This window comes from Pseudolysinimonas kribbensis (genome assembly GCF_039531715.1).
In the GTDB taxonomy this organism is placed as follows: Bacteria; Actinomycetota; Actinomycetes; order Actinomycetales; family Microbacteriaceae; genus Pseudolysinimonas; species Pseudolysinimonas kribbensis.
In genome coordinates, this window is sequence record NZ_BAAAQO010000004.1 from 636427 (window position 1) to 656481 (window position 20055).

At 70.7% G+C, this 20055-nt stretch carries 21 protein-coding genes and 2 tRNA genes; 8 read left to right on the forward strand and 15 right to left on the reverse strand.

Features of this window, described 5'->3' with window-relative positions; genetic code table 11:
• Nucleotides 1-63 precede the first annotated feature (63 nt).
• The 5 genes from ABD285_RS13675 to clpX all read right to left on the reverse strand — a co-directional run bounded on the left by ABD285_RS13675 (nucleotide 64) and on the right by clpX (nucleotide 7868).
• A complete protein-coding gene (locus ABD285_RS13675) occupies nucleotides 64-1044 on the reverse strand; it encodes a hypothetical protein (RefSeq protein ID WP_344203038.1) in 981 nt (326 codons plus the stop codon).
• Nucleotides 1045-1206: 162 nt separating this feature from the next.
• A complete protein-coding gene (locus ABD285_RS13680; RefSeq protein WP_284255049.1) occupies nucleotides 1207-2271 on the reverse strand; it encodes an LLM class flavin-dependent oxidoreductase in 1065 nt (354 codons plus the stop codon).
• Between the two features lie 47 nt (nucleotides 2272-2318).
• Complete coding sequence (locus ABD285_RS13685; protein WP_344203041.1) at nucleotides 2319-5264, reverse strand: sialidase family protein; 2946 nt, start codon at nucleotides 5262-5264, stop codon at nucleotides 2319-2321.
• A 112-nt stretch (nucleotides 5265-5376) separates the two neighbouring features.
• On the reverse strand, nucleotides 5377-6576 hold the full coding sequence (locus ABD285_RS13690) for a benzoate/H(+) symporter BenE family transporter (RefSeq protein ID WP_344203559.1): 1200 nt from the start codon (nucleotides 6574-6576) through the stop codon (nucleotides 5377-5379).
• Between the two features lie 14 nt (nucleotides 6577-6590).
• Nucleotides 6591-7868: an ATP-dependent Clp protease ATP-binding subunit ClpX gene (gene clpX, locus ABD285_RS13695; RefSeq protein ID WP_284255047.1), complete on the reverse strand. Its 1278-nt coding sequence runs from the start codon at nucleotides 7866-7868 to the stop codon at nucleotides 6591-6593.
• 126 nt (nucleotides 7869-7994) lie between these two features.
• Here clpX and ABD285_RS13700 point away from each other — a divergent pair, with 126 nt between their 5' ends.
• The 3 genes from ABD285_RS13700 to ABD285_RS13710 are packed head-to-tail and all read left to right on the forward strand — an operon-like array spanning nucleotide 7995 to nucleotide 10028.
• Nucleotides 7995-8591 (forward strand): hypothetical protein, encoded by a 597-nt coding sequence (locus ABD285_RS13700; RefSeq protein WP_284255046.1) that lies wholly within the window; start codon nucleotides 7995-7997, stop codon nucleotides 8589-8591.
• A gap of 58 nt (nucleotides 8592-8649) precedes the next feature.
• Nucleotides 8650-9375, forward strand: a complete 726-nt coding sequence (locus ABD285_RS13705; RefSeq protein WP_344203043.1) for a YcnI family copper-binding membrane protein — start codon at nucleotides 8650-8652, stop codon at nucleotides 9373-9375.
• The gene (locus ABD285_RS13710; protein ID WP_344203045.1) at nucleotides 9372-10028 is read left to right on the forward strand and encodes a copper resistance CopC family protein; all 657 of its coding nucleotides are present in this window, start codon (nucleotides 9372-9374) and stop codon (nucleotides 10026-10028) included. Before ABD285_RS13705 ends, ABD285_RS13710 begins: the two co-directional genes overlap by 4 nt.
• Here the strand turns inward: ABD285_RS13710 and ABD285_RS13715 are convergent.
• The 3 genes from ABD285_RS13715 to ABD285_RS13725 form a co-directional block, all read right to left on the reverse strand.
• Nucleotides 10025-10834, reverse strand: a complete 810-nt coding sequence (locus tag ABD285_RS13715) for a DUF1206 domain-containing protein (RefSeq protein ID WP_284255044.1) — start codon at nucleotides 10832-10834, stop codon at nucleotides 10025-10027. The two genes, ABD285_RS13710 and ABD285_RS13715, sit on opposite strands and share 4 nt — an antisense overlap.
• A gap of 71 nt (nucleotides 10835-10905) precedes the next feature.
• Nucleotides 10906-11580, reverse strand: coding sequence for an ATP-dependent Clp protease proteolytic subunit (locus ABD285_RS13720; RefSeq protein WP_284255043.1), 675 nt, complete (start codon nucleotides 11578-11580; stop codon nucleotides 10906-10908).
• Nucleotides 11581-11591: 11 nt separating this feature from the next.
• On the reverse strand, nucleotides 11592-12191 hold the full coding sequence (locus ABD285_RS13725) for an ATP-dependent Clp protease proteolytic subunit (RefSeq protein ID WP_284255042.1): 600 nt from the start codon (nucleotides 12189-12191) through the stop codon (nucleotides 11592-11594).
• A gap of 107 nt (nucleotides 12192-12298) precedes the next feature.
• Here ABD285_RS13725 and ABD285_RS13730 point away from each other — a divergent pair, with 107 nt between their 5' ends.
• Complete coding sequence (locus tag ABD285_RS13730) at nucleotides 12299-12694, forward strand: tetratricopeptide repeat protein (protein ID WP_284255041.1); 396 nt, start codon at nucleotides 12299-12301, stop codon at nucleotides 12692-12694.
• 19 nt (nucleotides 12695-12713) lie between these two features.
• On the opposite strand, the gene ABD285_RS13735 is transcribed toward ABD285_RS13730, so the two are convergent.
• From ABD285_RS13735 to ABD285_RS13755, 5 genes are all read right to left on the reverse strand, one after another.
• Nucleotides 12714-13229, reverse strand: a complete 516-nt coding sequence (locus tag ABD285_RS13735) for a DUF1697 domain-containing protein (RefSeq protein ID WP_284255040.1) — start codon at nucleotides 13227-13229, stop codon at nucleotides 12714-12716.
• A gap of 1 nt (nucleotide 13230) precedes the next feature.
• Complete coding sequence (gene tig, locus ABD285_RS13740) at nucleotides 13231-14604, reverse strand: trigger factor (RefSeq protein ID WP_284255039.1); 1374 nt, start codon at nucleotides 14602-14604, stop codon at nucleotides 13231-13233.
• 31 nt (nucleotides 14605-14635) lie between these two features.
• A tRNA-Pro gene (locus ABD285_RS13745) sits at nucleotides 14636-14710 on the reverse strand.
• A 47-nt stretch (nucleotides 14711-14757) separates the two neighbouring features.
• Nucleotides 14758-16416 carry a class I adenylate-forming enzyme family protein gene (locus tag ABD285_RS13750; protein WP_344203048.1) on the reverse strand — a complete coding sequence of 553 codons (1659 nt, stop codon included), beginning with the start codon at nucleotides 16414-16416 and terminating at the stop codon, nucleotides 14758-14760.
• A 20-nt stretch (nucleotides 16417-16436) separates the two neighbouring features.
• Nucleotides 16437-17252 (reverse strand): SDR family oxidoreductase, encoded by an 816-nt coding sequence (locus tag ABD285_RS13755; RefSeq protein ID WP_284255037.1) that lies wholly within the window; start codon nucleotides 17250-17252, stop codon nucleotides 16437-16439.
• A gap of 85 nt (nucleotides 17253-17337) precedes the next feature.
• On the opposite strand from ABD285_RS13755, the gene ABD285_RS13760 reads away from it, so the two are divergent.
• The 3 genes from ABD285_RS13760 (at nucleotide 17338) to ABD285_RS13770 (ending at nucleotide 18866) form a co-directional block, all read left to right on the forward strand.
• Nucleotides 17338-17511 carry a hypothetical protein gene (locus tag ABD285_RS13760; RefSeq protein ID WP_284255036.1) on the forward strand — a complete coding sequence of 58 codons (174 nt, stop codon included), beginning with the start codon at nucleotides 17338-17340 and terminating at the stop codon, nucleotides 17509-17511.
• 190 nt (nucleotides 17512-17701) lie between these two features.
• Nucleotides 17702-17775, forward strand: a tRNA-Gly gene (locus ABD285_RS13765).
• A gap of 47 nt (nucleotides 17776-17822) precedes the next feature.
• Nucleotides 17823-18866, forward strand: coding sequence for a hypothetical protein (locus tag ABD285_RS13770; RefSeq protein ID WP_284255035.1), 1044 nt, complete (start codon nucleotides 17823-17825; stop codon nucleotides 18864-18866).
• 71 nt (nucleotides 18867-18937) lie between these two features.
• Here the strand turns inward: ABD285_RS13770 and ABD285_RS13775 are convergent, their stop codons facing one another.
• A complete protein-coding gene (locus ABD285_RS13775; RefSeq protein WP_284255034.1) occupies nucleotides 18938-19159 on the reverse strand; it encodes a helix-turn-helix domain-containing protein in 222 nt (73 codons plus the stop codon).
• A 58-nt stretch (nucleotides 19160-19217) separates the two neighbouring features.
• Between ABD285_RS13775 and ABD285_RS13780 the strand changes: the two genes are divergently transcribed.
• Nucleotides 19218-19829 carry a uracil-DNA glycosylase gene (locus ABD285_RS13780; RefSeq protein ID WP_284255033.1) on the forward strand — a complete coding sequence of 204 codons (612 nt, stop codon included), beginning with the start codon at nucleotides 19218-19220 and terminating at the stop codon, nucleotides 19827-19829.
• Here the strand turns inward: ABD285_RS13780 and ABD285_RS13785 are convergent.
• The gene (locus ABD285_RS13785) at nucleotides 19826-20023 is read right to left on the reverse strand and encodes a hypothetical protein (protein ID WP_284255032.1); all 198 of its coding nucleotides are present in this window, start codon (nucleotides 20021-20023) and stop codon (nucleotides 19826-19828) included. The genes ABD285_RS13780 and ABD285_RS13785 overlap by 4 nt on opposite strands.
• Nucleotides 20024-20055 lie beyond the last annotated feature (32 nt).

A 20055-nucleotide genomic window follows, 5' to 3' on the forward strand; every position in this document is an offset into this window, starting at 1 on the left:
GGCGACGGGCGACGGTCGGCTGGCGACGGGCGGCGACCGTAGCGCTGAGCGCCCACGTTCGCATCACGCCGGCACGTGCACCGGCGCCCAGGTGGTGCGAACGTGGGCGCTCGGCCGCGGGAGGCCGGCATCCACGAGCAGCGTCGACAATGCGGCGGGCGAACGGGCGACCGCCCAGCCCCATCGCACCACGCGCCAGCCGAGGGCCCGGATGCGGTCCTCGCGCAGCTTCTCGTCGATGACGACCCGGGCGGCATCCTGCCCGTCCATCCACTCCTCGCGGAGGTACTTGCCGATCCCGTCGAATTCGCCGATCAGTCCGTGCTCCGGCCAGCAGAAGTCGCCGAACATCTCCCCGTTCCTGTCCACCATCGGGAACTGGAGCAGCGGCTGCGGCACCCCGACCCGGTACATCGTGGCCCGGCTCACGCTCTCCCCCGGTGAGCCGGCGCTCCCGTCGGCAAGGGCGCCGAGAAGTCGCGCCTGCCCCATCCCGCGCCCCTCCCGGTCGAGGAGCACGGCGAGCTCCTCGCGGGCGATGCGCGCGCCGCCCGCCTCCGCGATGCCGCTCAACGCAGAGTCCACCGCGGCGAGCCCGCCGGCGAGCGAACGCGTTCGCAGCAGGCTCACGACCGTCTCGCCGAGCGTCGTGACCCGGATGCCGTCGATCCGCGCGACATCCCGCGGCACCCCCGTGGCGTGTCGCATGATCGCCCGCGAGGAGTGCCCGCCTCCGATGCCGTCGGCGACGTGCACGATCGGCGGAGGGGTGCCGATGACCGGCAGCCGCCAGAGCGCCGCGGCGGACTCGCTCACGAAGACCCGCCGACCCTCGGTGCGCAGGTCATGGGCGTAGACGAGCTGCCGATGCGAGTCCTCGCGCGAGGGCGGGCGCGGCGGAGGTTCGCGGTAGACACCGCGAACCACGCGCTGCAGACGGCCCGACCGCGCGGCGCGGGCGAGAGCGTTGCGCTCCGGCGCGGTCACGGCATGCGCGGTGCGGGTGAAGCGCGTGCGCCAATCCGGGTCGATCGAGATCTCCACCCGAACACGGTGACCGATCGACGGGGCGCCCGGGGGCGCCGCGATGCCCTTCGGGGATGGCGCCACGCCGCGCGGCGTGTGCAGGGCTGCGAGCGCCCACGTTCGCATCACGTCGGCACGTGCACCGGTGCCCACATGATGCGAAAGTGGGCGCTCGGCCCGTCAGGTCGCGGGTGCAGCGACGGGCGCGACACCGGGCGCGGCGTCGGGCGCGGCACTCGGCGCGGCATTCGGAGCCAGCTCGCGCAGGGTGCGCAGCCGCGTGTCGAGCGTCGGCCCCTGCGGCACGACGATGACCTCGTCCGCCCCCGTCGACGCGACCAGGCCGTCGATCGCCGCGCGCACCTCGTCGAGGGTGCCGATCGCCTGATGCCGGATGCGCTGCTCGGCGAAGGCGCGCTCGCCGTCGGTCCACGGGTGCGCCTCGGCCTCCTCGAGCGACGGCAGCCGGGTGGGATGCCCGCTGCGCAACCGCAGGAACTGCAGCTGCCCGGGCAGCATGAGCCGCCGCGCCTCGTCGGTGGAGTCGGCGACGAGCGTCGAGATCGCGACCATCGCGTGCGGCTCGCTCAGCACGACCGAGGGCCGGAATGCGTCGCGGTAGAGCTCGAACGCGAGAGGCGTCTGCTCGCCGCCCGCGAAGTGGTGCGCGAAGGCGAACGGCAGGCCCATCATGCCCGCCAGCCGCGCGCTGAAGTCGCTGGACCCGAGCAGCCACAGCTCGGGCGAGTCACCCATCCCCGGAACCGCCACGATGCGCGAGCCCTGTCCCCCGTCGAGCGCCGGGATGGTGCCGAAGTACGCGAGCAGCTCGAGCACCTGCGCGGGGAAGTCGTCGACGGTCTCGACGCCGACGTTGCGCCGGATCATCGCCGAGACGAGCGGATCGGTGCCGGCCGCGCGACCGAGTCCGAGGTCGATGCGGTCGCCGTGCAGCGCGACGAGCGTGCCGAACTGCTCCGCCACGACGAGCGAGGAGTGGTTCGGCAGCATGACGCCGCCCGACCCCACGCGGATGCGCTCCGTCGCCGCCGCGACCGCGCCGATCAGCACGGGCGGCGACGAGCTGGCGATGCCGGGCATCCCATGGTGCTCGGCGACCCAGAACCGCCGGTAGCCGATCCGATCGGCCTCGCGCGCGACGGCGATCGTGTCGGCGAGCGCCTCCGAGTGCGAGGAGTCGGATCGGACGACGGCGAGGTCCAGCACGGAGAGCGGAATCGTCATGAACTCGTCAACGCGCGGCGGCGCCCGGTACTTCCGCGGAAATCGAATCAGCCGAGGGCGGCGCACTGCCCCCGGCTCGGGCCGTCCACCGTGTCCGGGACCGCGGAGTCGGTGGGCGCGATCGAGTTGCCCGTGCAGGAGAGCGGTCCGTGCACGACGACCCCCGAGAGCACGGCCGCCATGGCGCCCCGCGTGCCCGTGATCGCCACCGGCCCGGTGACCTCCGCACGGTCCACCACGACGCGACCGTGCGTGGCCCCGATTGAGAGCGCGCCGGTGAGGGTGTCGGGGTCGCAGCCGCGGATGGTGTCGCCGACGGACACGTTCCCGACGGTGCCGGTCAGAGTCGTCGTGCCGGAGACGGTGGACCCGCACAGCGAGACGACCGACGCACCGCTGGTTCGGAGGGGACCGCGGATCGCCGACCCCTGAACGATCAGGCGCCCGCCGTCGGAGACCGTGACCGATCCATTGACCGTCGCATGGTCCAGGCACAGGCCGCCCGCACCGGCCGACAACGGACCGTTGTGGACCCCCGTGACGACCTGCGTGCAGGGCGCGTCGACGCCCACCGCGCGGGCCCACACCTGCCAGGGGGTCACCCGCCCCCGGTCTCCCAGCACCAGGACGGTCGCCGAATCCAGCGCGGTGAAGACGCCGTTCTCGGAGTTGGTGTAATCGATGCCGACCGGCGTGGACCAGTCGTCACCGCGGCCGTCCTTCGACACGGTCATCACCATGCCGGGGCGCCCGGCGAGCAGGACCAGCTCCCCGGTCGGCATGAGCTCCATGGTCGGGTAGACGCTGTACAGAGGCTGCGCCGAGGGACCGGTCGCGACCTGCTTCTGCGCGGTCCAGGTGCGGCCGTCGTCCGTCGACCGGGCGTAGGTCATGGGCAGGTACGAGCCCTGCCGCATGACGGCGAGGAGCGAGCCGTCGGCGAGGCGCTCGATCACCGCCTCGCACGGACCCTGATATCCGGAGGTGGCGTCCATCGCAGGATCGTCCGAGGCGATCGTCCCCTGGATGGACCAGTCCACGCCGCCGTCATGGGAGACGAGCAGCACCGAGCGGTACCGGACGTCGGGCGCGTAGTAGCCGTAGCCCGTCTGATACAGGGTGCCGTCCGCATCCTCCACCACGCTGTGCACCAGCACGAAGCCGCCGAGCGGGGAGCCCGGGCGGTCGGTGACCGAGGAGATCGTGCGCATCGGCTGCGGCGTGGTCAGGATGCCGCTGCGGACCGTCCACGTCGCACCGCCGTCGTGGGAGACCGCGGTGTCCACCTCCGACTGCAGGTCACCCGAATCGGGCGTCATGTACGTGTGGTAGTCGACGGCGAGGATGCCGCCGTCGCGCAGCCGGGTGAGGAAGAACGATGGGGCATCCGGCATCGGATTGGACTGCTGGTCGCTCGCCCAGGTGACGCCGCCGTCATCGGAGTAGGCCATCCGGTTGCCGTTCGTGTTGCTCGCGTCCGAGTGCGCCGGGTAGTCGGCGAGGATGCGTTGCCCGTCGCCGTGCGGCACGACGACGTCGGACGTGGGCAGCTGCACCTGGCCGACGGCGTCGATCGTGGCAGGCAATCCGACCTCGAACGGCGCGGTGCCGAGCGCCGCCGTCGGCGTGTCCGCGACGGGGCCGAAGGTCACATCGTCGACGAAGACGTCGTCGCCGACGCCCACCGGTCCGGCGCTGGCGAACGCGAACCCGGTGATCGCGGTGATCTCGTCATGCCGGGAGCTGTTGTTGCCGATGGCCGGTCCGCCGCTTCCGACGTACGTGCCGTCGACCGTGACGTGCACGGCCTGATCGTCGACCGGCACCGAGAGCTGGACGTGACTCCAGCGTCCGATCGGGACCGTGCCGGCCGGCGCCAGGGGGTACCAGGCACCGAGCTGATCCCAGGAGAGGGCGCCGTCCGCGCCGAGCCTCAGATGGAACACGGCGCCACCGGGAAGGGCCGCCCCGATCAGGGCGCTCCCCGTGATGTCGAACGCGAATCCCTTCACGGCCACCGGGTACATCTCGAAGGACAGGTAGGCGCCCTGCACCGCCGGGGTCGCACACGTCAGCAGGGCCTGCGACGTCGGGCTCGTGTCGGTCACGCGCACCGAATGCCGCCCCGCGTGAGCCCGCTCAGCGCTCACCGTCGGCGCCACGCTTCCCACCGGGGTCCCGCAGCCCGACGGCACCGAGCCGACCGCGTCGGACTCGAGGCCGTCGACCGCCCCCGGCGTGAAGTCCCGCGTCGGCGGCACTCCGGGCTCCGTGTCGGTGAGGGGCCCGAAGGTGACCGAGTCGACGAAGGCGTCGTCGCCGACGGCCGCCGTTCCCGAGCTGGCGAAGCCGAACCCAGTGATCGCACGAATCGGGTTGTCGCTGCCCGTGGCCGGTCCGGCGCTGGCGACGTCGGTGCCGTTCACCCCGACGTAGACCGAGCTGTTGTCGCTCGGCACGGCCAGCTGGATGAGGCTCCATCGCCCCGCCGCCACGGTGCCTGCCGGCGCCAGGGACTGCCACCCGGTGCCGCTGTACCAGCCCATGGCGCCGTTCGCCTGAACCCTGAGGTGGAAGACGGCGGTGCCGTCGATGTTCGTCGGGCCCTTGCTCGCGACACCGTCGATGTCGATCATGACGCTGAGGGCGTTGACCGGATAGATCTCCAGCGACATCTCGGCACCCTGCTGCGTGACGTTCTCGCAGTTGCTGACGACCAGTGCGGATGAGCTGGTGTCGTGGATGCGCAGCGAGTGCGAGCCGTCGTGGGCCCGTTCGTCGCTGACCGTCGCGGCCGCCCGGCCGGCCGGTGTGGTGCATCCCGCGGGCACGGAACCGACCGCGTCCGACTCGAACGAGAAGGTGGTCGCGCCCCCTCCCGTGTCGGCCTGAGCGACGGCCGGTGCGCAGAACACCGTCGCGAGCGCCCCTGCCGCGAACACCGCGACGAAGCGGGAGCGGAGGGAGAGAGAGTGGTGCGTGTTGACGGTCATGAGCGATCCCCTTCGATCAGACTCGGCATGATCGTCTTTTCATGGAACACCGTTCCATGTCAAGCAACCGCTCCGCATCGAGGCGGAGCGCCCCCCTGGCCGGCGTCGCGCGCTACGCGGTCACCGGCGGCTCGGGATCGCCGTCGGATGTCTCCCCCGCGGGCTCCGGTCGGCGTCGCCCGAGATGGAGCGCGAGCATGACGATGCCGCCCACCACGAGCCCCCAGAAGGGCGCGCCGATGCCGAGCACCTGGATGCCGGACGCGACGACCAGGAACGTCGCCACGGCGACGATGCGGTGCTCGCTCTCCTCGAACGCGGCGACGAACGCACCGACCAGGGCGCCCAGCAGGGCGAGCCCCGCCACCGCCTCGATGAGGACGGGGGCCGATGCCGCGACGATCGCACTCGCGGCGCCCGAGACGGGCGCGATCACGAGGTAGGCGATGCCGGCGGTCACGCTCGCGATCCAGCGCCGGCTGCGATCGGGGTCGGCGTCGGGGCCGGCCATCATCGCGGCCGTGATCGCGGCGAGGTTGATCGCGTGCGCCCCGAATACCGAGCCGATCGCGGATGCGGCACCCGTCGAGGCCAGAATCGTACGTGCCGGCGGGTCGTCGTAGCCGAAGGTGCGCAGCACGGCGAAACCGGGCACGTTCTGGCCGGCCATCGTGACGATGTACAGCGGCACGCCGATGCTCACCAGCACGAACGGATCGAAGACCGGCGCCACGACCCGCACGGTCGGCAGCAGCGAGGCCGGGGCGACATCCGGGCGCGTGAGCACGATCGCGACGATCACGGCGACGACCGCCCCGGCGACGGCCCAGCGCGGTGCGAATCGAAGCAGCACGAGCCACACCACGATCGCCGGCAGCGTGAGCAGCGGCAGCGTCACCGCCGACGTCGCGGGGGCGAGGCAGATCGGCAGCAGCACGCCGGCGAGCATCGCCGACGCGATCGGCCGCGGGATGCGCGTCATCGCCCGCGCGAGCCATGGCCACAGCCCGGTGATCAGCAGCAGCACACCGCACAGCAGGAACGCGCCGACCGCGGCGCGGAAGTCGCCGGTCGCGTGCCGGGCGGCGATGAGAAGCGCGGCCCCGGGCGTCGACCAGGCGAACGCCAGCGGCTGACGGAAGCGCAGCCCGAGCACGATCGCGACGATGCCCTGGAACAGGGTCAGGATGAGCAGGCCCGACGCCGCCTCCTCGGGCGTGGCCCCGACCGCGCGCAGGCCCGCGATGACGAGCGCGAACGAGCTGGCGAACCCGGTGACGGCGGCGACGACCCCCGCGACGACCGGCTGCATCACGCGAGCTGGCGCTACGCGGACTTCTCGGTGCGACGCGCGGGATGCGGCACGATCGTGGGTGCGGCGTTCTCGAGCACTGCCTCCCGCGTCACGACCACGCGCGCCACCTCGTCGTTCGAGGGCACGTCGAACATGATCGGGCCCAGCACCTCTTCGAGGATCGCGCGCAGGCCGCGGGCTCCGGTCTGACGCAGCACGGCGAGGTCGGCGATCGCCTCGAGGGCGTCGGCCTCGAACTCGAGCTCGACGCCGTCGATCTGGAACATGCGCTGGTACTGCCGCACGAGGGCGTTCTTCGGCTCGGTGAGGATCTCCATGAGCGCGTGCTGGTCGAGCGGAGAGACCGTCGTCACGACCGGGAGACGGCCGATGAACTCCGGGATGAGCCCGAACTTGTGCAGGTCCTCCGGGAGCACCTCGCTGAACAGCATCGACTCGTCGCGCTTGGAGTGCAGCGGGGCGCCGAAGCCGATGCCGCGCCGCCCGACCCGGGCGGAGATGATGTCCTCGAGGCCGGCGAACGCGCCCGCCACGATGAACAGCACGTTCGTCGTGTCGATCTGGATGAACTCCTGGTGCGGATGCTTGCGACCACCCTGCGGCGGCACCGACGCGACCGTGCCCTCGAGGATCTTGAGCAGCGCCTGCTGCACGCCCTCGCCCGACACGTCGCGCGTGATCGACGGGTTCTCGGCCTTGCGGGCGATCTTGTCGACCTCGTCGATGTAGATGATGCCCGTCTCGGCGCGCTTCACGTCGTAGTCGGCTGCCTGGATGAGCTTGAGCAGGATGTTCTCGACATCCTCGCCGACGTACCCCGCCTCCGTGAGCGCCGTCGCGTCCGCGACCGCGAACGGCACGTTGAGCCGCTTGGCCAGGGTCTGCGCGAGGTAGGTCTTGCCGCAGCCGGTCGGCCCGATCAGCAGGATGTTCGACTTGGCGATCTCGATGTCGTCGATGACGGCGTCCGCCGCGGCGACGCTCTGCCGGGCCCGGATGCGCTTGTAGTGGTTGTAGACGGCCACCGAGAGCGCGCGCTTGGCCGGCTCCTGCCCGATCACGTACTCCTCGAGGAAGTCGAAGATCTCACGCGGCTTCGGCAGGTCGAACTCGCTCGAGGCCTCCTCGCCGGCCTCGGCCAGCCGCTCCTCGATGATCTCGTTGCAGAGTTCGACGCACTCGTCGCAGATGTACACGCCGGGACCCGCGATGAGCTGCTGGACCTGCTTCTGGCTCTTGCCGCAGAACGAGCACTTCAGCAGGTCGGCGCTCTCACCGATGCGTGCCATCCCGGGTCTCCTCCCGTGCGTGGGGAGTGCCTCCCCGCTGCGGTAGACCGAGCCTAACCCGAACCCTGGACGCCGGCTCGCACTGTGGGGAGAACGTGACGCGGCGTGGCGGATAGCCTGGATGCCGTGCACACACGGGCGGAACGACTGGCCCGAGGGTGGCTGGTCGGCGCCTTCGCGACCGGGGTCGCCGCGGTCTCGCACACGCTCGCGGGCGGCTACCGCCCCGATCCGCTCGGCCTCGGCGCCGCGCTCCTCTTCGCGGGGATGCTGGGCACCCTCGCGATCGGCCGGCGCCCGAGCCTGGCGCGGCTGGTCGTCGCGGTGACGGGGTCGCAGCTCGCCTTCCACCTGCTGTTCACGTTCCTCGGGGTGTCTCCCGCCGCGAGCGCGACCCCGAGCATGCCGGGCATGCACATGGACATGACCCCGGCGATCCCGGGCATGCCGGCGATGCACGATCACCTCGGCCATCTCACCGACCCCTGGATGTGGCTCGCGCACGTCGTCGCCGGCGCGCTCACGGTCCTCTTCCTGCGTCGCGCCGAGACCGCGGTCTGGGGGATGCTGCGCCGCCTGGTCGTGCGCGTGCTGCGGCCGGCCGTCGCCGCACCGACCGCCCGCCCCGCGGCCGCCCCCGTCTTTCGGGTGCGCGTCCTGCGCCCCGTCGCCCGTGTCGCGGCGCCGCCGCTGCGCGGTCCCCCGCTCCTTCCGTCGCACTGAACCACCCGCACGCCCGGGCCCTCCGGCGTGCGCTCAGAACGATCGAAGGAATCCATCCATGCACATCCCTGTCCGCCGCACCCTCGCGGCGCTCGGCGCCGGCGCGATCCTCGCCCTCGCCGTCCCCCTCGCCGCGAGCGCGCACGTCACGCTCCAGACGAACACCGCGGCCGCCGGGTCGTACACGCTGCTCACCTTCAAGGTGCCCAACGAGTCGGCCGACGGCGCGACCACCGACAGCATCGCCGTCGCCCTCCCCACCGACCACCCGCTCGTGAGCGCGTCGTACGTGCCGGTGCCCGGGTGGACCGCGACGGCGACCACCGAGACGCTGCCGAAGCCGGTGACCAACGGCGACGACACCATCACCCGTGCGGTCACCCGGGTGACCTGGACGGCCCCGGCCGGGCACGGCATCCCGACCGGGGCGCTCGGGCTGTTCCAGCTCTCCGTCGGGCCGGTCCCGTCGGTCGGCAGCCTCGCGTTCCCCGCCGAGCAGACCTACAGCGACGGGTCGGTGGTGTCGTGGAGCCAGAAGGGCGCGAACGCCGAGCACCCGGCCCCCGTGCTGTACGTGAACGACGCGCCCCCGGCATCCGGAGCGACCGCACCCTCCCCCCGCGTGACGGCGACCGCATCGCAGCCGCTCTCGAGCGCGCCCGCGACGCCCGACGTCATCGCCCGGGTGTTCGGGATCGTCGGCATCGTCATCGGCGCGGTCGGGCTCGTGATCGGCGTCGCCGGGATGTCGGCACGCCGCCGCACCCGCGGGGACGCGTCATGAGGCGCGGCCTCCTCGCCGCGTCGACGGGGCTGCTGGTCGCCGCCGCGGTGCTCGTGCTCGCGGCGCCGGCGTCGGCTCATAACCAGGTGATCTCGACCACGCCGGCGGCGAAGGCGACACTGACCTCGTTGCCCAGCCGCTTCGCCGTCACCACCAACCTCCCGCTGCTCGACGTGAGCGGCGACGGGGAGGGCTTCGCGTTCGAGATCCGCAGCTCGGCGGGCGCCTACTACGGCGACGGCTGCATCACGATCCAGGACGACGCGATGTCGATCAAGCCGGCCATCGGACCGGCGGGCACGTACACCGTGATCTACCAGCTCGTGTCGCAGGACGGCCACACCGTCAGCGGCTCGTACCCGTTCACCTGGAAGCCCTCCGGCGCGTTCACGCCCGCCACCGCGCACCGGCAACCGCAGAACTGCGGCCGGGCTCCGCTCGCCGCCTCCACGGCGACGCCCGGCGATCCGGATGCGGCGCGCTCGCAGTCGGCGCCGATCGCCGATGTGCTGTGGATCGGCGGCGCGCTCGTCGCCGTCGCGCTCGCGGTGGTCGTCGCGATCGTCCTCGTGTCACGGCGGCGGCGTGCCGAGGGGCGCGAGCACGACGAGCCCGAGCGCGACGAGCCGCATCCGGACGAACCGCGGCGCTAGAGCTTCGCGTACCTGGCGCGGAATCCGCAGTACACGCCGTAGGCGATGAAACCGATCCCGATGAGCACGACGAGCACCTCGCCGAAGGGCAGGCGCACGACGGCCTGGAAGGCCTGATCGAGCCCGCCGGACTTGTCGGGATCGGCCGTCGCCGCGGCGATGACGAGCAGCACGCCCAGCACCGACAGGGCGATGCCCTTCGCGACGAACCCGGCGACGCCCACGACCTCGATCACATCCCGGATGGCGGTGGTCGGCCGGCGCAGATCGTCGAGGAAGCTCCGGCGCACGCCCTTGACGACGAAGTACACGCCCGCGCCCAGCACACCGAGTCCCACCGCCACGAGCAGCACGACGCCGCCCGGCACGTGCAGCAGCTGGGCGGTGAGGGTCTTGCCGGTCGCGCCCTTGCCGCCGCCGACGGCCACCGAGATCCCGATGCCGGCGAGGAACAGGTAGCCGATCGCCTGCCCCCACGCCGAGAGGCGCGAGCGCCAGCGCAGCTTCTCGTCGCGCTGCTCGGCCGTGATGCTGCGGGCGACCTGCCAGACGCCCAGCGCGCCGAGGCCGAGGATCATCGCCCAGACCAGCACGATGCCGCCGGGCGCGTGCGTGATCGAGCGCAGAGCTCCGGTCTGGTCGGCGCGGCCACCGCCGGCGTGCAGCCCGATGGAGATCGCGATGATCCCGATGATGACGTGCAGCACGCCCGCGACGGCGTACCCCGTGCGCGCGAGAAGACGGAACGCGGGGGTGCGCTCCAGGTCGGAGGCGGCGCGCTCGACCTCCTGTTCGGTCCCAGCCATGCGATCGACGGTAGAGACGACGCAGCGCCCGGGACCTCAAGTCCCAGGCGCTGCGGAGTGTCGAGCGGCGGTCAGCTGCCGATGGCGGCCACCGGCAGGTTCTTGCGGCTCGTGAGCACCTGGTCGATCAGCCCGTACTCGAGCGCCTCGTCGGCCGAGAGGATGGTGTCGCGCTCGATGTCGTCGTGCACCTCCTGCTGCGACTTCTTCGAGTGCCGCGACAGGGTCTCCTCGAGCCACGTGCGCAGGCGCAGGATCTCCTTCGCCTGGATCTCGATGTCCGACGCCTGCCCGCGGCCGGCCTCGCCGACCGCCGGCTGGTGGATGAGCACCCGGGCGTTGGGCAGGCCGAGCCGCATGCCCGGCGTGCCGGCGGCGAGGATCACCGCGGCGGCCGAGGCGGCCTGGCCGAGCACGACCGTCTGGATGCGCGGACGGATGTACTGCATCGTGTCGTAGATCGCGGTCATCGCCGTGAACGAGCCGCCGGGGCTGTTGATGTACATCACGATGTCGCGGTCGGGGTCCTGCGACTCGAGCACGAGCAGCTGGGCCATGACGTCGTCGGCCGACGCGTCGTCGACCTGCACGCCGAGGAAGATGATGCGGTCCTCGAAGAGCTTCGCGTAGGGGTCCTGACGCTTGAAGCCGTAGGCCGTGCGCTCCTCGAACGAAGGCAGGATGTACCGCGACTCCGGCATCCGGGCGGCGAGGTCGCCGCCGCTCATGAAGGTGGGGGTGTCCATCTGTCGCGTCCTTACTTCGTGTCGTTCGTGTCGTCGGTGCCGCCGCCGCCGATGACGTCGGCCGCGGACTCCCGGATGTGATCGACGAAGCCGTACTCGAGGGCCTCGTTCGCGCTGAACCAGCGATCGCGATCGCCGTCCGCATTCACCTGCTCCACCGACTTGCCCGTCTGGGCCGCGGTGATCTCGGCCAGGCGCCGCTTCATGTCGAGGATGAGCGCGGCCTGGGTCTGGATGTCGGAGGACGTGCCCCCGAATCCACCGTGCGGCTGGTGCAGCAGCACGCGCGCGTTCGGCGTGATGTAGCGCTTGCCCTTGGTGCCCGCGGTCAGCAGCAGCTGGCCCATCGAGGCGGCCATGCCGATGCCGACCGTCACGATGTCGTTCGGCACGAACTGCATGGTGTCGTAGATCGCCATGCCGGCCGTGATCGAGCCGCCGGGCGAGTTGATGTAGAGGAAGATGTCCTTCTTCGGGTCCTCGGCCGCGAGGAGCAGGAGCTTCGCCGCGATCTCGTTCGCGTTGTCGTCGCGCACCTCGTCGCCGAGCCAGATGATGCGATCCCGCAGCAGCCGGTCGAAGACGCTCGGCTGGAATGGCGTGTCGGCCATGGGTGATGCTCCTGTTCGGTTGATGTCGCTGTCGAATCTATCGAGGGGGTGCGGCACCCCGCGGGGGTGTTCGCCGTGGGCAGAGACGGCGTCCGTAGTCTCGACGCATGACGACGACTGACGACGCCCTGCACCTGTTCGAGGAGGCCGGTGAGCACGACTCCGCCGGACGCGAGGAGCAGGCCGAGCCGCTGTATCGCGCGGCCCTGGCGGCCGGGCTGCCGACCGCCGAACGGATCCAGGCCGTCATCCAGCTCGCCTCGACGATCCGCAACCTCGACCGGGGCGAGGAGGCGCTCGGGATGCTCGAGGCCGAGTCCGAGGGACGCCCGGTCGACGAGTGGACACCCGCCCTCGCCGCGTTCACCGCCCTCACGCTCGCGAGCCTGGGCCGCGATCGCGGCGCGCTCGTCGTCGCCCTGCGAGCGCTCATCCCATCGCTGCCGCGCTACCACCGATCGGTGGCGGCCTACGTCGACGAGCTCGCGGACGGCGCGCGCTGACCGCTCCGGCCGGACCGGCTCAGCGTGCGAGCTTCTCGAGCGTGTTGAGGTTGCGCGTCGTCAGCCACGGCTTGTGCCGCGCGACGGCCTGCGCCCTGCCGAAGGCGCTGTCGAGCGTCGAGCCCTTCGGCACGCTCCAGTAGAGGACGCCCTCGCCCTCCGCGATCTGCTCGACGTCCGGGTCGAGCTCGGTGGCGAGCAGCTCGGCGCGCACCTCGGGCTTCACCACGAAGACGACGTACGCGTGCCGGTCGTCGCTGCGCGGGAACGGGAACCCCGCGGTGATCTTCGCGACCGCCGCCGCGGTGAGCACGTGCACCCAGGCCTCGTAGCCGAAGCGGTCGCCGAGCGCCCCCTCGAGGCGCGTCTTCGCCGTCGCCGCGGGCTCGCTCGTCGTGAACAGCACGTTGCCGCTCGCCAGCACCGTCGCCACGTCGTCGTAGCCGAGGCCGCGCACGACGTCGGCGAGATCCGCGGACTTCACCGTGATCCCGCCGACGTTGACGCCGCGGAGCAGCGCGACGAAACGCGTCACCCTAGTGGTCGTGGCCCTCGTGGTCGTGGCCGGCGTGGTCGTCGGGGCCGGCGTCGGGGGTCGTGACCACGGCCTCCGGGTCGTCCGGATCGCCGAGGGCGCCCGCCGTGAACGCCGAGACGTCGACGTCCTTGCCCTTGGTGTCGGTGACCTTGGCCCGGCTCAGGATGACGGCGAGCGTCTTCGAGCGCGCGACCTCGCCGATCATGGCGGGCAGCTGCCCGTTCTCGTCGATCACCTTGATGAACTCGCCCGGCTCCATGCCGTACTGCGCGGCCGCCTGCACGAGGTACGTGGTGAGCTCGTTCTGGCCGACCTTGATCTCCTCGGCCTCGGCGATCGCGTCGAGCAGGATCTGCGAGCGGAACGTCTTCTCGGCCGACTCGGCGACCTCCTTGCCGTGCTCCTCGTCTCCGACACGGTTCTCCGCCTCGAGGTGGCGCGTGACCTCGTCGTCGATGAGCTGCGGCGGCACCGGGATGTCGACCTTCTCGAGCAGCGTGTCGACGATCTTGTCGCGCGCCTCCACGCCCTGGCCGAACTCCTTCTGCTTGGTGAGCTGCTCGCGCACGTCGGTGCGGAGCTCGCCGATGGTGTCGAACTGGCTCGCGATCTGCGCGAACTCGTCGTCGGCCTCCGGGAGCTCGCGCTCCTTCACCGAGAGCAGCGTCACCGCGACCTCGGCCTTCTCGCCCTCGTGGTCGCCGCCGAGCAGCTCGGACTCGAACGTGGTCGACTCGCCGGCGGTGAGCGTGTCGAGCGCCTCGTCGATGCCCTCGATGAGCTCGCCCGAGCCGAGCTCGTAGCTCACGTTGCTCGCGGTGTCGACCTCCTCGCCGCCGATGGTGGCGACGAGATCCAGCGTGACGAAGTCGCCCGTCTTGGCGGGGCGGTCCACGGTCACGAGCGTGCCGAAGCGGGTGCGCAGGTTGTCGAGCTCGTTCTCGACCTCGTCGACGCTCACGGCGACGGGCTCCACCTCGAGCTTCATGCCGTCGTACTTCGGGAGCGCGAACTCGGGGCGCACGTCGACCTCGACGGTCACGTGCAGGTCGCCCTGGAACGTCTTCTCGTCGGGCCACTGGGTGACGTCGGCCTCGGGACGGCCGAGCGGACGCAGCTTCTCGGCGTCGGCGGCCTCGCGGTAGAAGCGGTCGAGCCCGTCGCTCACGGCGTGGTTGAGCACCTCGGCACGGCCGACGCGCTGGTCGATGATGGGCGGCGGCACCTTGCCCTTGCGGAAGCCGGGGATCGTGACCTCCTCCGCGATGTGCTTGTATGCGTGATCGATCGACGGCTTGAGGTCGTCGGGGGTCACGGTGATGCTGAGCTTCACGCGCGTGGGCGAGAGCTTCTCGACGGTCGCCTGGACCATAGGGGATGTCTCCTTGTGTGGGGTCGTGCTGTCGGGGCGACAGGATTCGAACCTGCGGCCTCCCGCTCCCAAAGCGGGTGCTCTAGCCAAGCTGAGCTACGCCCCGGGCCGGCCGGCTGCCGCGGGCGTGACCCTCGGATGGCCCCGTCGAGTCTACGGGGTGACGAACAACCCGGCTGCCGCGTCGTGGGTGGCCCGCTGCTTCATCACGAAATGCTGCTTCTTACCGGTCGCCGTGTAGGGCAGCTCGTCGACGATCGCGTAGCGACGCGGGCGCTTGTAGTCGGCGAGCGCGACGCTGTCCTTGCAGAACGCGTCGAGCTCCGTCGCGAGCGCCTGCAGGTCGACGCCGGACTCGCGCGGGCGCAGGTACGCGACCACCAGCTCCCCCCATTCCGGATCCGGCAGGCCCGTGACGATGGAGTCCGCGACCGCCGGATGGCTCGCCAGCAGCTCCTCGACCTGCACCGGGTGCACGTTCTCGCCGCCGGAGATGATCATGTCGTCCTTGCGGCCGACGATCGTGACGAGCTCGTCGCCGTCCCAGGTGGCGAGGTCGCCGGGGTACATCCACCCGTCCCGGAACTTCTGCGCCTGCTCCTCGGGGTTGCCGACGTAGGCGTAGCCGCTCTTGACGGTCCGCATGATGACCTCGCCGATCTCCTGGCCGTCCTGCTTCGCCAGCTCGTCGGGCCGCGAGATCCGGTCGGCCTGCACGCGCACCACGGCCACGTCGTCGTCGAGGCATGCCCGGCCGGCGGCGCCCGCCGCGGCGGGCAGATCCTCCGGACGCAGGTAGGTGTTCCAGAACGCCTCCGTCGTGCCGTACCCGTTCGCGATCCGCGGCGTCAGCACCCGCTGGTAGCGCAGCGCGGCGGCGCGGTCCAGCGGCGCGCCCATGGTGACGATCCCCCGCAGCGATGTCAGGTCGCGCGGGTCGGCCTCCTGGGCATCCGCCAGCCGCTCCAGGTTGGTCGGCGCGCCGATGACATAGGTCAGGCGCTCATCCCGGATGGCATCCAGCACGGTCGCGGGATCGAACGCCGGCAGGCACACCACCTCCGATCCCACGAAGAACGCCGTGTTCGGACCGGCGCAGTAGTTGCCGCCGCGATGGAACCACGGCGACATGTTCATCGTCTTGTCGGTGGGTCCGAGCGGGAAGTGCATGACGACGTCGTGGGCGGTGAGCAGCTCGTTGAGGCTGGTCAGCGGCACGGCCTTGGGCATCCCGGTCGTGCCGGAGGTGTAGAGGCGGGAGGTCTCGTCCCAGGTGCTCGCCCCGTCGGGCGCGCGGAAGCTCGGCGCGCCGGCGACGAGCAGCTCCTCGAACCGCAGCGACCCGGGCACGAGCTCGCCCTCCCCCACGCCGACGATGACCGGCGGACGCGCGGCGGCGAGGTCGAGGGCCGTCGCGACGTCGGCGGCCTGCGCCGCCTCGTACACGAAGATCTTCGGCTTCGCGGCGTCGAGGATGAACGCGGTCTCGGCCGGCGCGAGGCGGAAGTTCATGGGCGAGCTGACCGCGCGCAGTCCCTGGGCGGCGACGTAGAGGAACGCGAACTCGGGCCGGTTCATGAGCTGGTAGCAGACGATGTCACCGACACCCACGCCCTGCGCCGCCAGGCCGGCGACGAGCTGGCCGGTCACCTCGCCGAGCTGTCGGTAGGTCCAGCTGCGCCCGCTCGGCGGGTCGGTGATCGCCGTCCGGTTCGCGTAGCGGTGCGTGTTCCGCTCCACGGCGGCGGCGTAGGTGAAGGTGCTCTCGAAGACGTTCCGGAGCGGGGTCGGGTCGTAGTCGGTGTTGCCCATGGGGGTTTCCTTCGTGCGTGCTATTCGGGTGAGGCGGCCGGCGCGAGGTCGGACCAGAACGGCGGCGCGGTCACGGTGAGACCGCCGTCGACGACGAGCGTGGTGCCGGTGATGTAGGAGGCGGCCGGCGAGAGCAGGAACGCGACCGCGCCGGCCAGCTCCGCCGCGGTCCCGAGCCGGCCGAGCGGGATGCGCTGGGCCGTCCGGTCGGATCCGAGCCCGACGACCGCGTTGTAGTGCCGGGCAGAGTCGGTGTCGAACATGCCCCCGTTGACGGCGTTGACGGTGATGCCGCGCGGCCCGAGCTCCGCGGCGAGGTGGCGCACCCACGACTCGAGCGCCGCCTTGTCGGCGCCGAGGGCTCCGTACAGCGGGAACGCACGTCGCGCGCCGTAGCTGCTGAGCGCGACGATCCGCCCGTCGCGGGGCATCGTGGGCACGACCGCCTGCGCGAGTGCCACGAACGAGCGGACATTGGTCGCCCACGAGCGCTCGAGGTTGTTGGCGGTGAGGTCGAGCGCGGGCTTGAACGCGGAGGCGGCGGCGTTCGCGACGAGGGCGTCGAAGGGCCCGCCGTGCGGGTTGGCGGGGTCGATCTCGGCACGGACGAGGTCCCGGATGGCGGCGGCGTCTTCGAGATCGAGACGCGCCGCCGACGCGCGACCGCCGCGCTCGGCGATGACGGCGACGACATCCGCGGCCAGCTGCGCCTCGCTGCGGAAGGTGAGGACGACGTCCCACCCGTCGGCCGCCAGCGATTCCGCGAGCGCACGCCCGACGCCCCGCGATCCTCCGGTGATCAGAACGCGTCGCCGCGTCGTGCTCGTGGGGCCCATCCCGCGTCACGATACGCCCGCGCGAGGGTGGGTCGCACGGGGTGTCGGCCCGGCGATGTCGGTGCCCGCGCGCACACTGGTCGGCATGGCGGACATCGAGATCATGGAGGTGCGGGCGTACGAGCCGCGCTGCCTCGAATGCGGCGAGGTCGGTCCGATCGAGTCGAGCGTCTTCTTCGCGATGGCGTGGGAGGAGGCGCACGTCTGCGTCGCCGTGCGCATCGACGCGGAGGCCTCGGAGCTGCGCGCCGCGTCCTGAGACGACTCCACCCCGGGGGCCGATAGACTCGCGGCGCACCTTCGGGGCGGTAGCTCAATGGTAGAGCCTCAGTCTTCCAAACCGGCGCGGCTGATCTGCGCTGGCCTGGTAGTACTGAGGAGAGCGACCCTCCCGGCAAGCCCGAGAGGGCGAAAAGAGGGCGAGAGCCCGCACAACTAAATACAGATTCGGGGCGGTAGCTCAATGGTAGAGCCTTAGTCTTCCAAACTAATTACGCGGGTTCGATTCCCGTCCGCCCCTCCAAGAAGTCGGCCTCCGCTATGCTCCACATACCCGAGCATTGGAGCAAGATGAGCGACTCCACGGCAGAAGATTCCGGCGGCGGGGCCGAGTCGAAGTCCAAGACGAACTCCACGCTTGCCAAGTTTCCTCGGCACACGGTCGAGCAAGCCCTTCGCATCCCGGAAGCGATTCTGCAGCAGAACGCGGGGAATCCGGCTACACCCGCTGAAGCCGTCCAATACTCCGGAGGCACCAAGGTTTCAGGTCGCTGGAACGTCGAGATCAGTTCCGCGAAGAAGTATGGCTTCCTCAAGACCGAGGGCAAGACGCTCGTGGTGGAGGAACGCGCCCGCAAGGCGATCTCACCCCAGAGCGAGAACGATCGCAGAGATGCTCTACGGGATGCCGTTCTGTCTGCACCCGATCTCGGCGAGGTCTACAAGTATTACCGCGGCGAGGCGTTGCCCGACGAACCCTTCCTCGCCAACGCCCTGACAGATCGATTCGGGATACCCGCTGACCAGGTGCCCGAGTTCCTTGACATCTTTATGAAGTCGATGCGGTCAGCAAACCTCATCGATGAGAGCGGAGCGCAGGTCCGCCTCCTCGACGCCGGACGTGAAACGTCGTCTGGCACTCCGGCCCCTACAAGCAAGAAGCCGACCAGGACAACAACCGGCGCGACCTGCTTTGTTATGCAGCCGTTCGCGGCACCGCTCGGCGGTTACTACGACCTGATCTTCCGTCCCGCGATCGAACAAGCCGGGCTCACCCCAGTGCGTGCCGATGCGGAGATCTTCGGCACTGGAAAGATCATCGACCAAATCTGGCGCGGCATCCAGGATGCCGAGATCCTGCTGGCGGAACTGACAACGAAGAACCCCAATGTGTTCTATGAACTCGGCCTCGCTCACGCCATCGAGAAGCCCGTCATCTTGATCTCGTCCAACGAGGACGACGTGCCATTCGACCTTCGGCACATCCGCGTGATTCTCTATGATCGCACCGATCCGTTCTGGGGACAGAAGCTGATCGACAACATCGCGGACAAGATCACGTCTGCACGGGAGCGTCCCGAAGAAGCCATCTTCAGACTCGCCGATCGCACATAGCGGGACTGCAGCAGCGCGGGTCGTGGTAACGGCGATCCTGAATAGGCCTAGTGCCCCGAGCGCGAGTCGACTCAGAAAAGGTCGCGAATCTCCACTCCGAAAGCAACCGCGAGCCGATGAAGGATGTCGATGCTGACGTTGCGCCGTCCTCGCTCGATACCGCTGACGTAGGTCGTGTGGACGTCCGCCCGCTCCGCGAGCGTCTCTTGCGACCACTGCCGCTCGGCGCGAAGTTCTCGAACGCGCGTGCCGAGCGCGTCCCGCCAAGGCTGCGGCGGGGCTATTTTCGGCACCTTTCAAACCTGGGCGTGTTGACTCATAGTCTCCATAGACGATGAGTAAGGTCGCGCCGTGGATGCGACCCGACCCCGCTCCCTGCGCGACCCAGACGCGGTATCCGAGCGCTATGCGCTATGGCAGACGAAGCCGACCCTGGCCGCGCTGCGTGACTACGTTGGAGACCTGTCAATCCACGGCAGGGATGCGCCCGCTTTCGACCCGACCGACGCCGGTTCTGATGCGCGGGTGATGTTCGTGCTCGAAGCGCCGGGGCCGAAGTCGGCGACCACGAAGGGCTCAGGGTTCATCAGCGCCGACAACAACGATCAGACCGCCGCGAACCTCTGGCAAGCACGAACGGACGCCGGGCTCATCGACGGCTGCATCCAGGCGAACATCGTGCCGTGGTATCTCGGCGCGGCATCGGTGAAGCCGACGCCTTTGGAGCTCGCGGACGGCTCGATACGGCTTCGCTATCTGATTGACCTGCTGCCGAGCCTGGACACCGTCGTCCTCTGCGGCGACTACGCGCGGCAGGGTTGGCGGCGCTACGTCGCCGGGCTGTTTGACGGCCCCGGCCCGGTCGTGATTGAGACACACCACCCGAGCCCGCAGTCGCTGAACTTCGGCACCCGACGCGCAGAGTTCACCGCCGCCGTCGCCAGGGCTGGCACGCGACCCTAGCGCCCGCCACCGAGACGGCGCGGAGCGGGCCAGGTGTCTTGCCCGCGCACACCCTCGCTGCGCAGGTCGGTTGCCTGCTGGCCGGTGGAGCCGGGGAGCACCCGTCCGGCGGGGGTGCGCCGGTTGTCGCCGGAGCGTCCGCCGTACTCGGTCGGGGTGCCTCCGGGCTGCCGGTAGTTGGGCTTGTCGGTCATGCCTCTATCGTCCCTCGCGCCCACATTCCGCC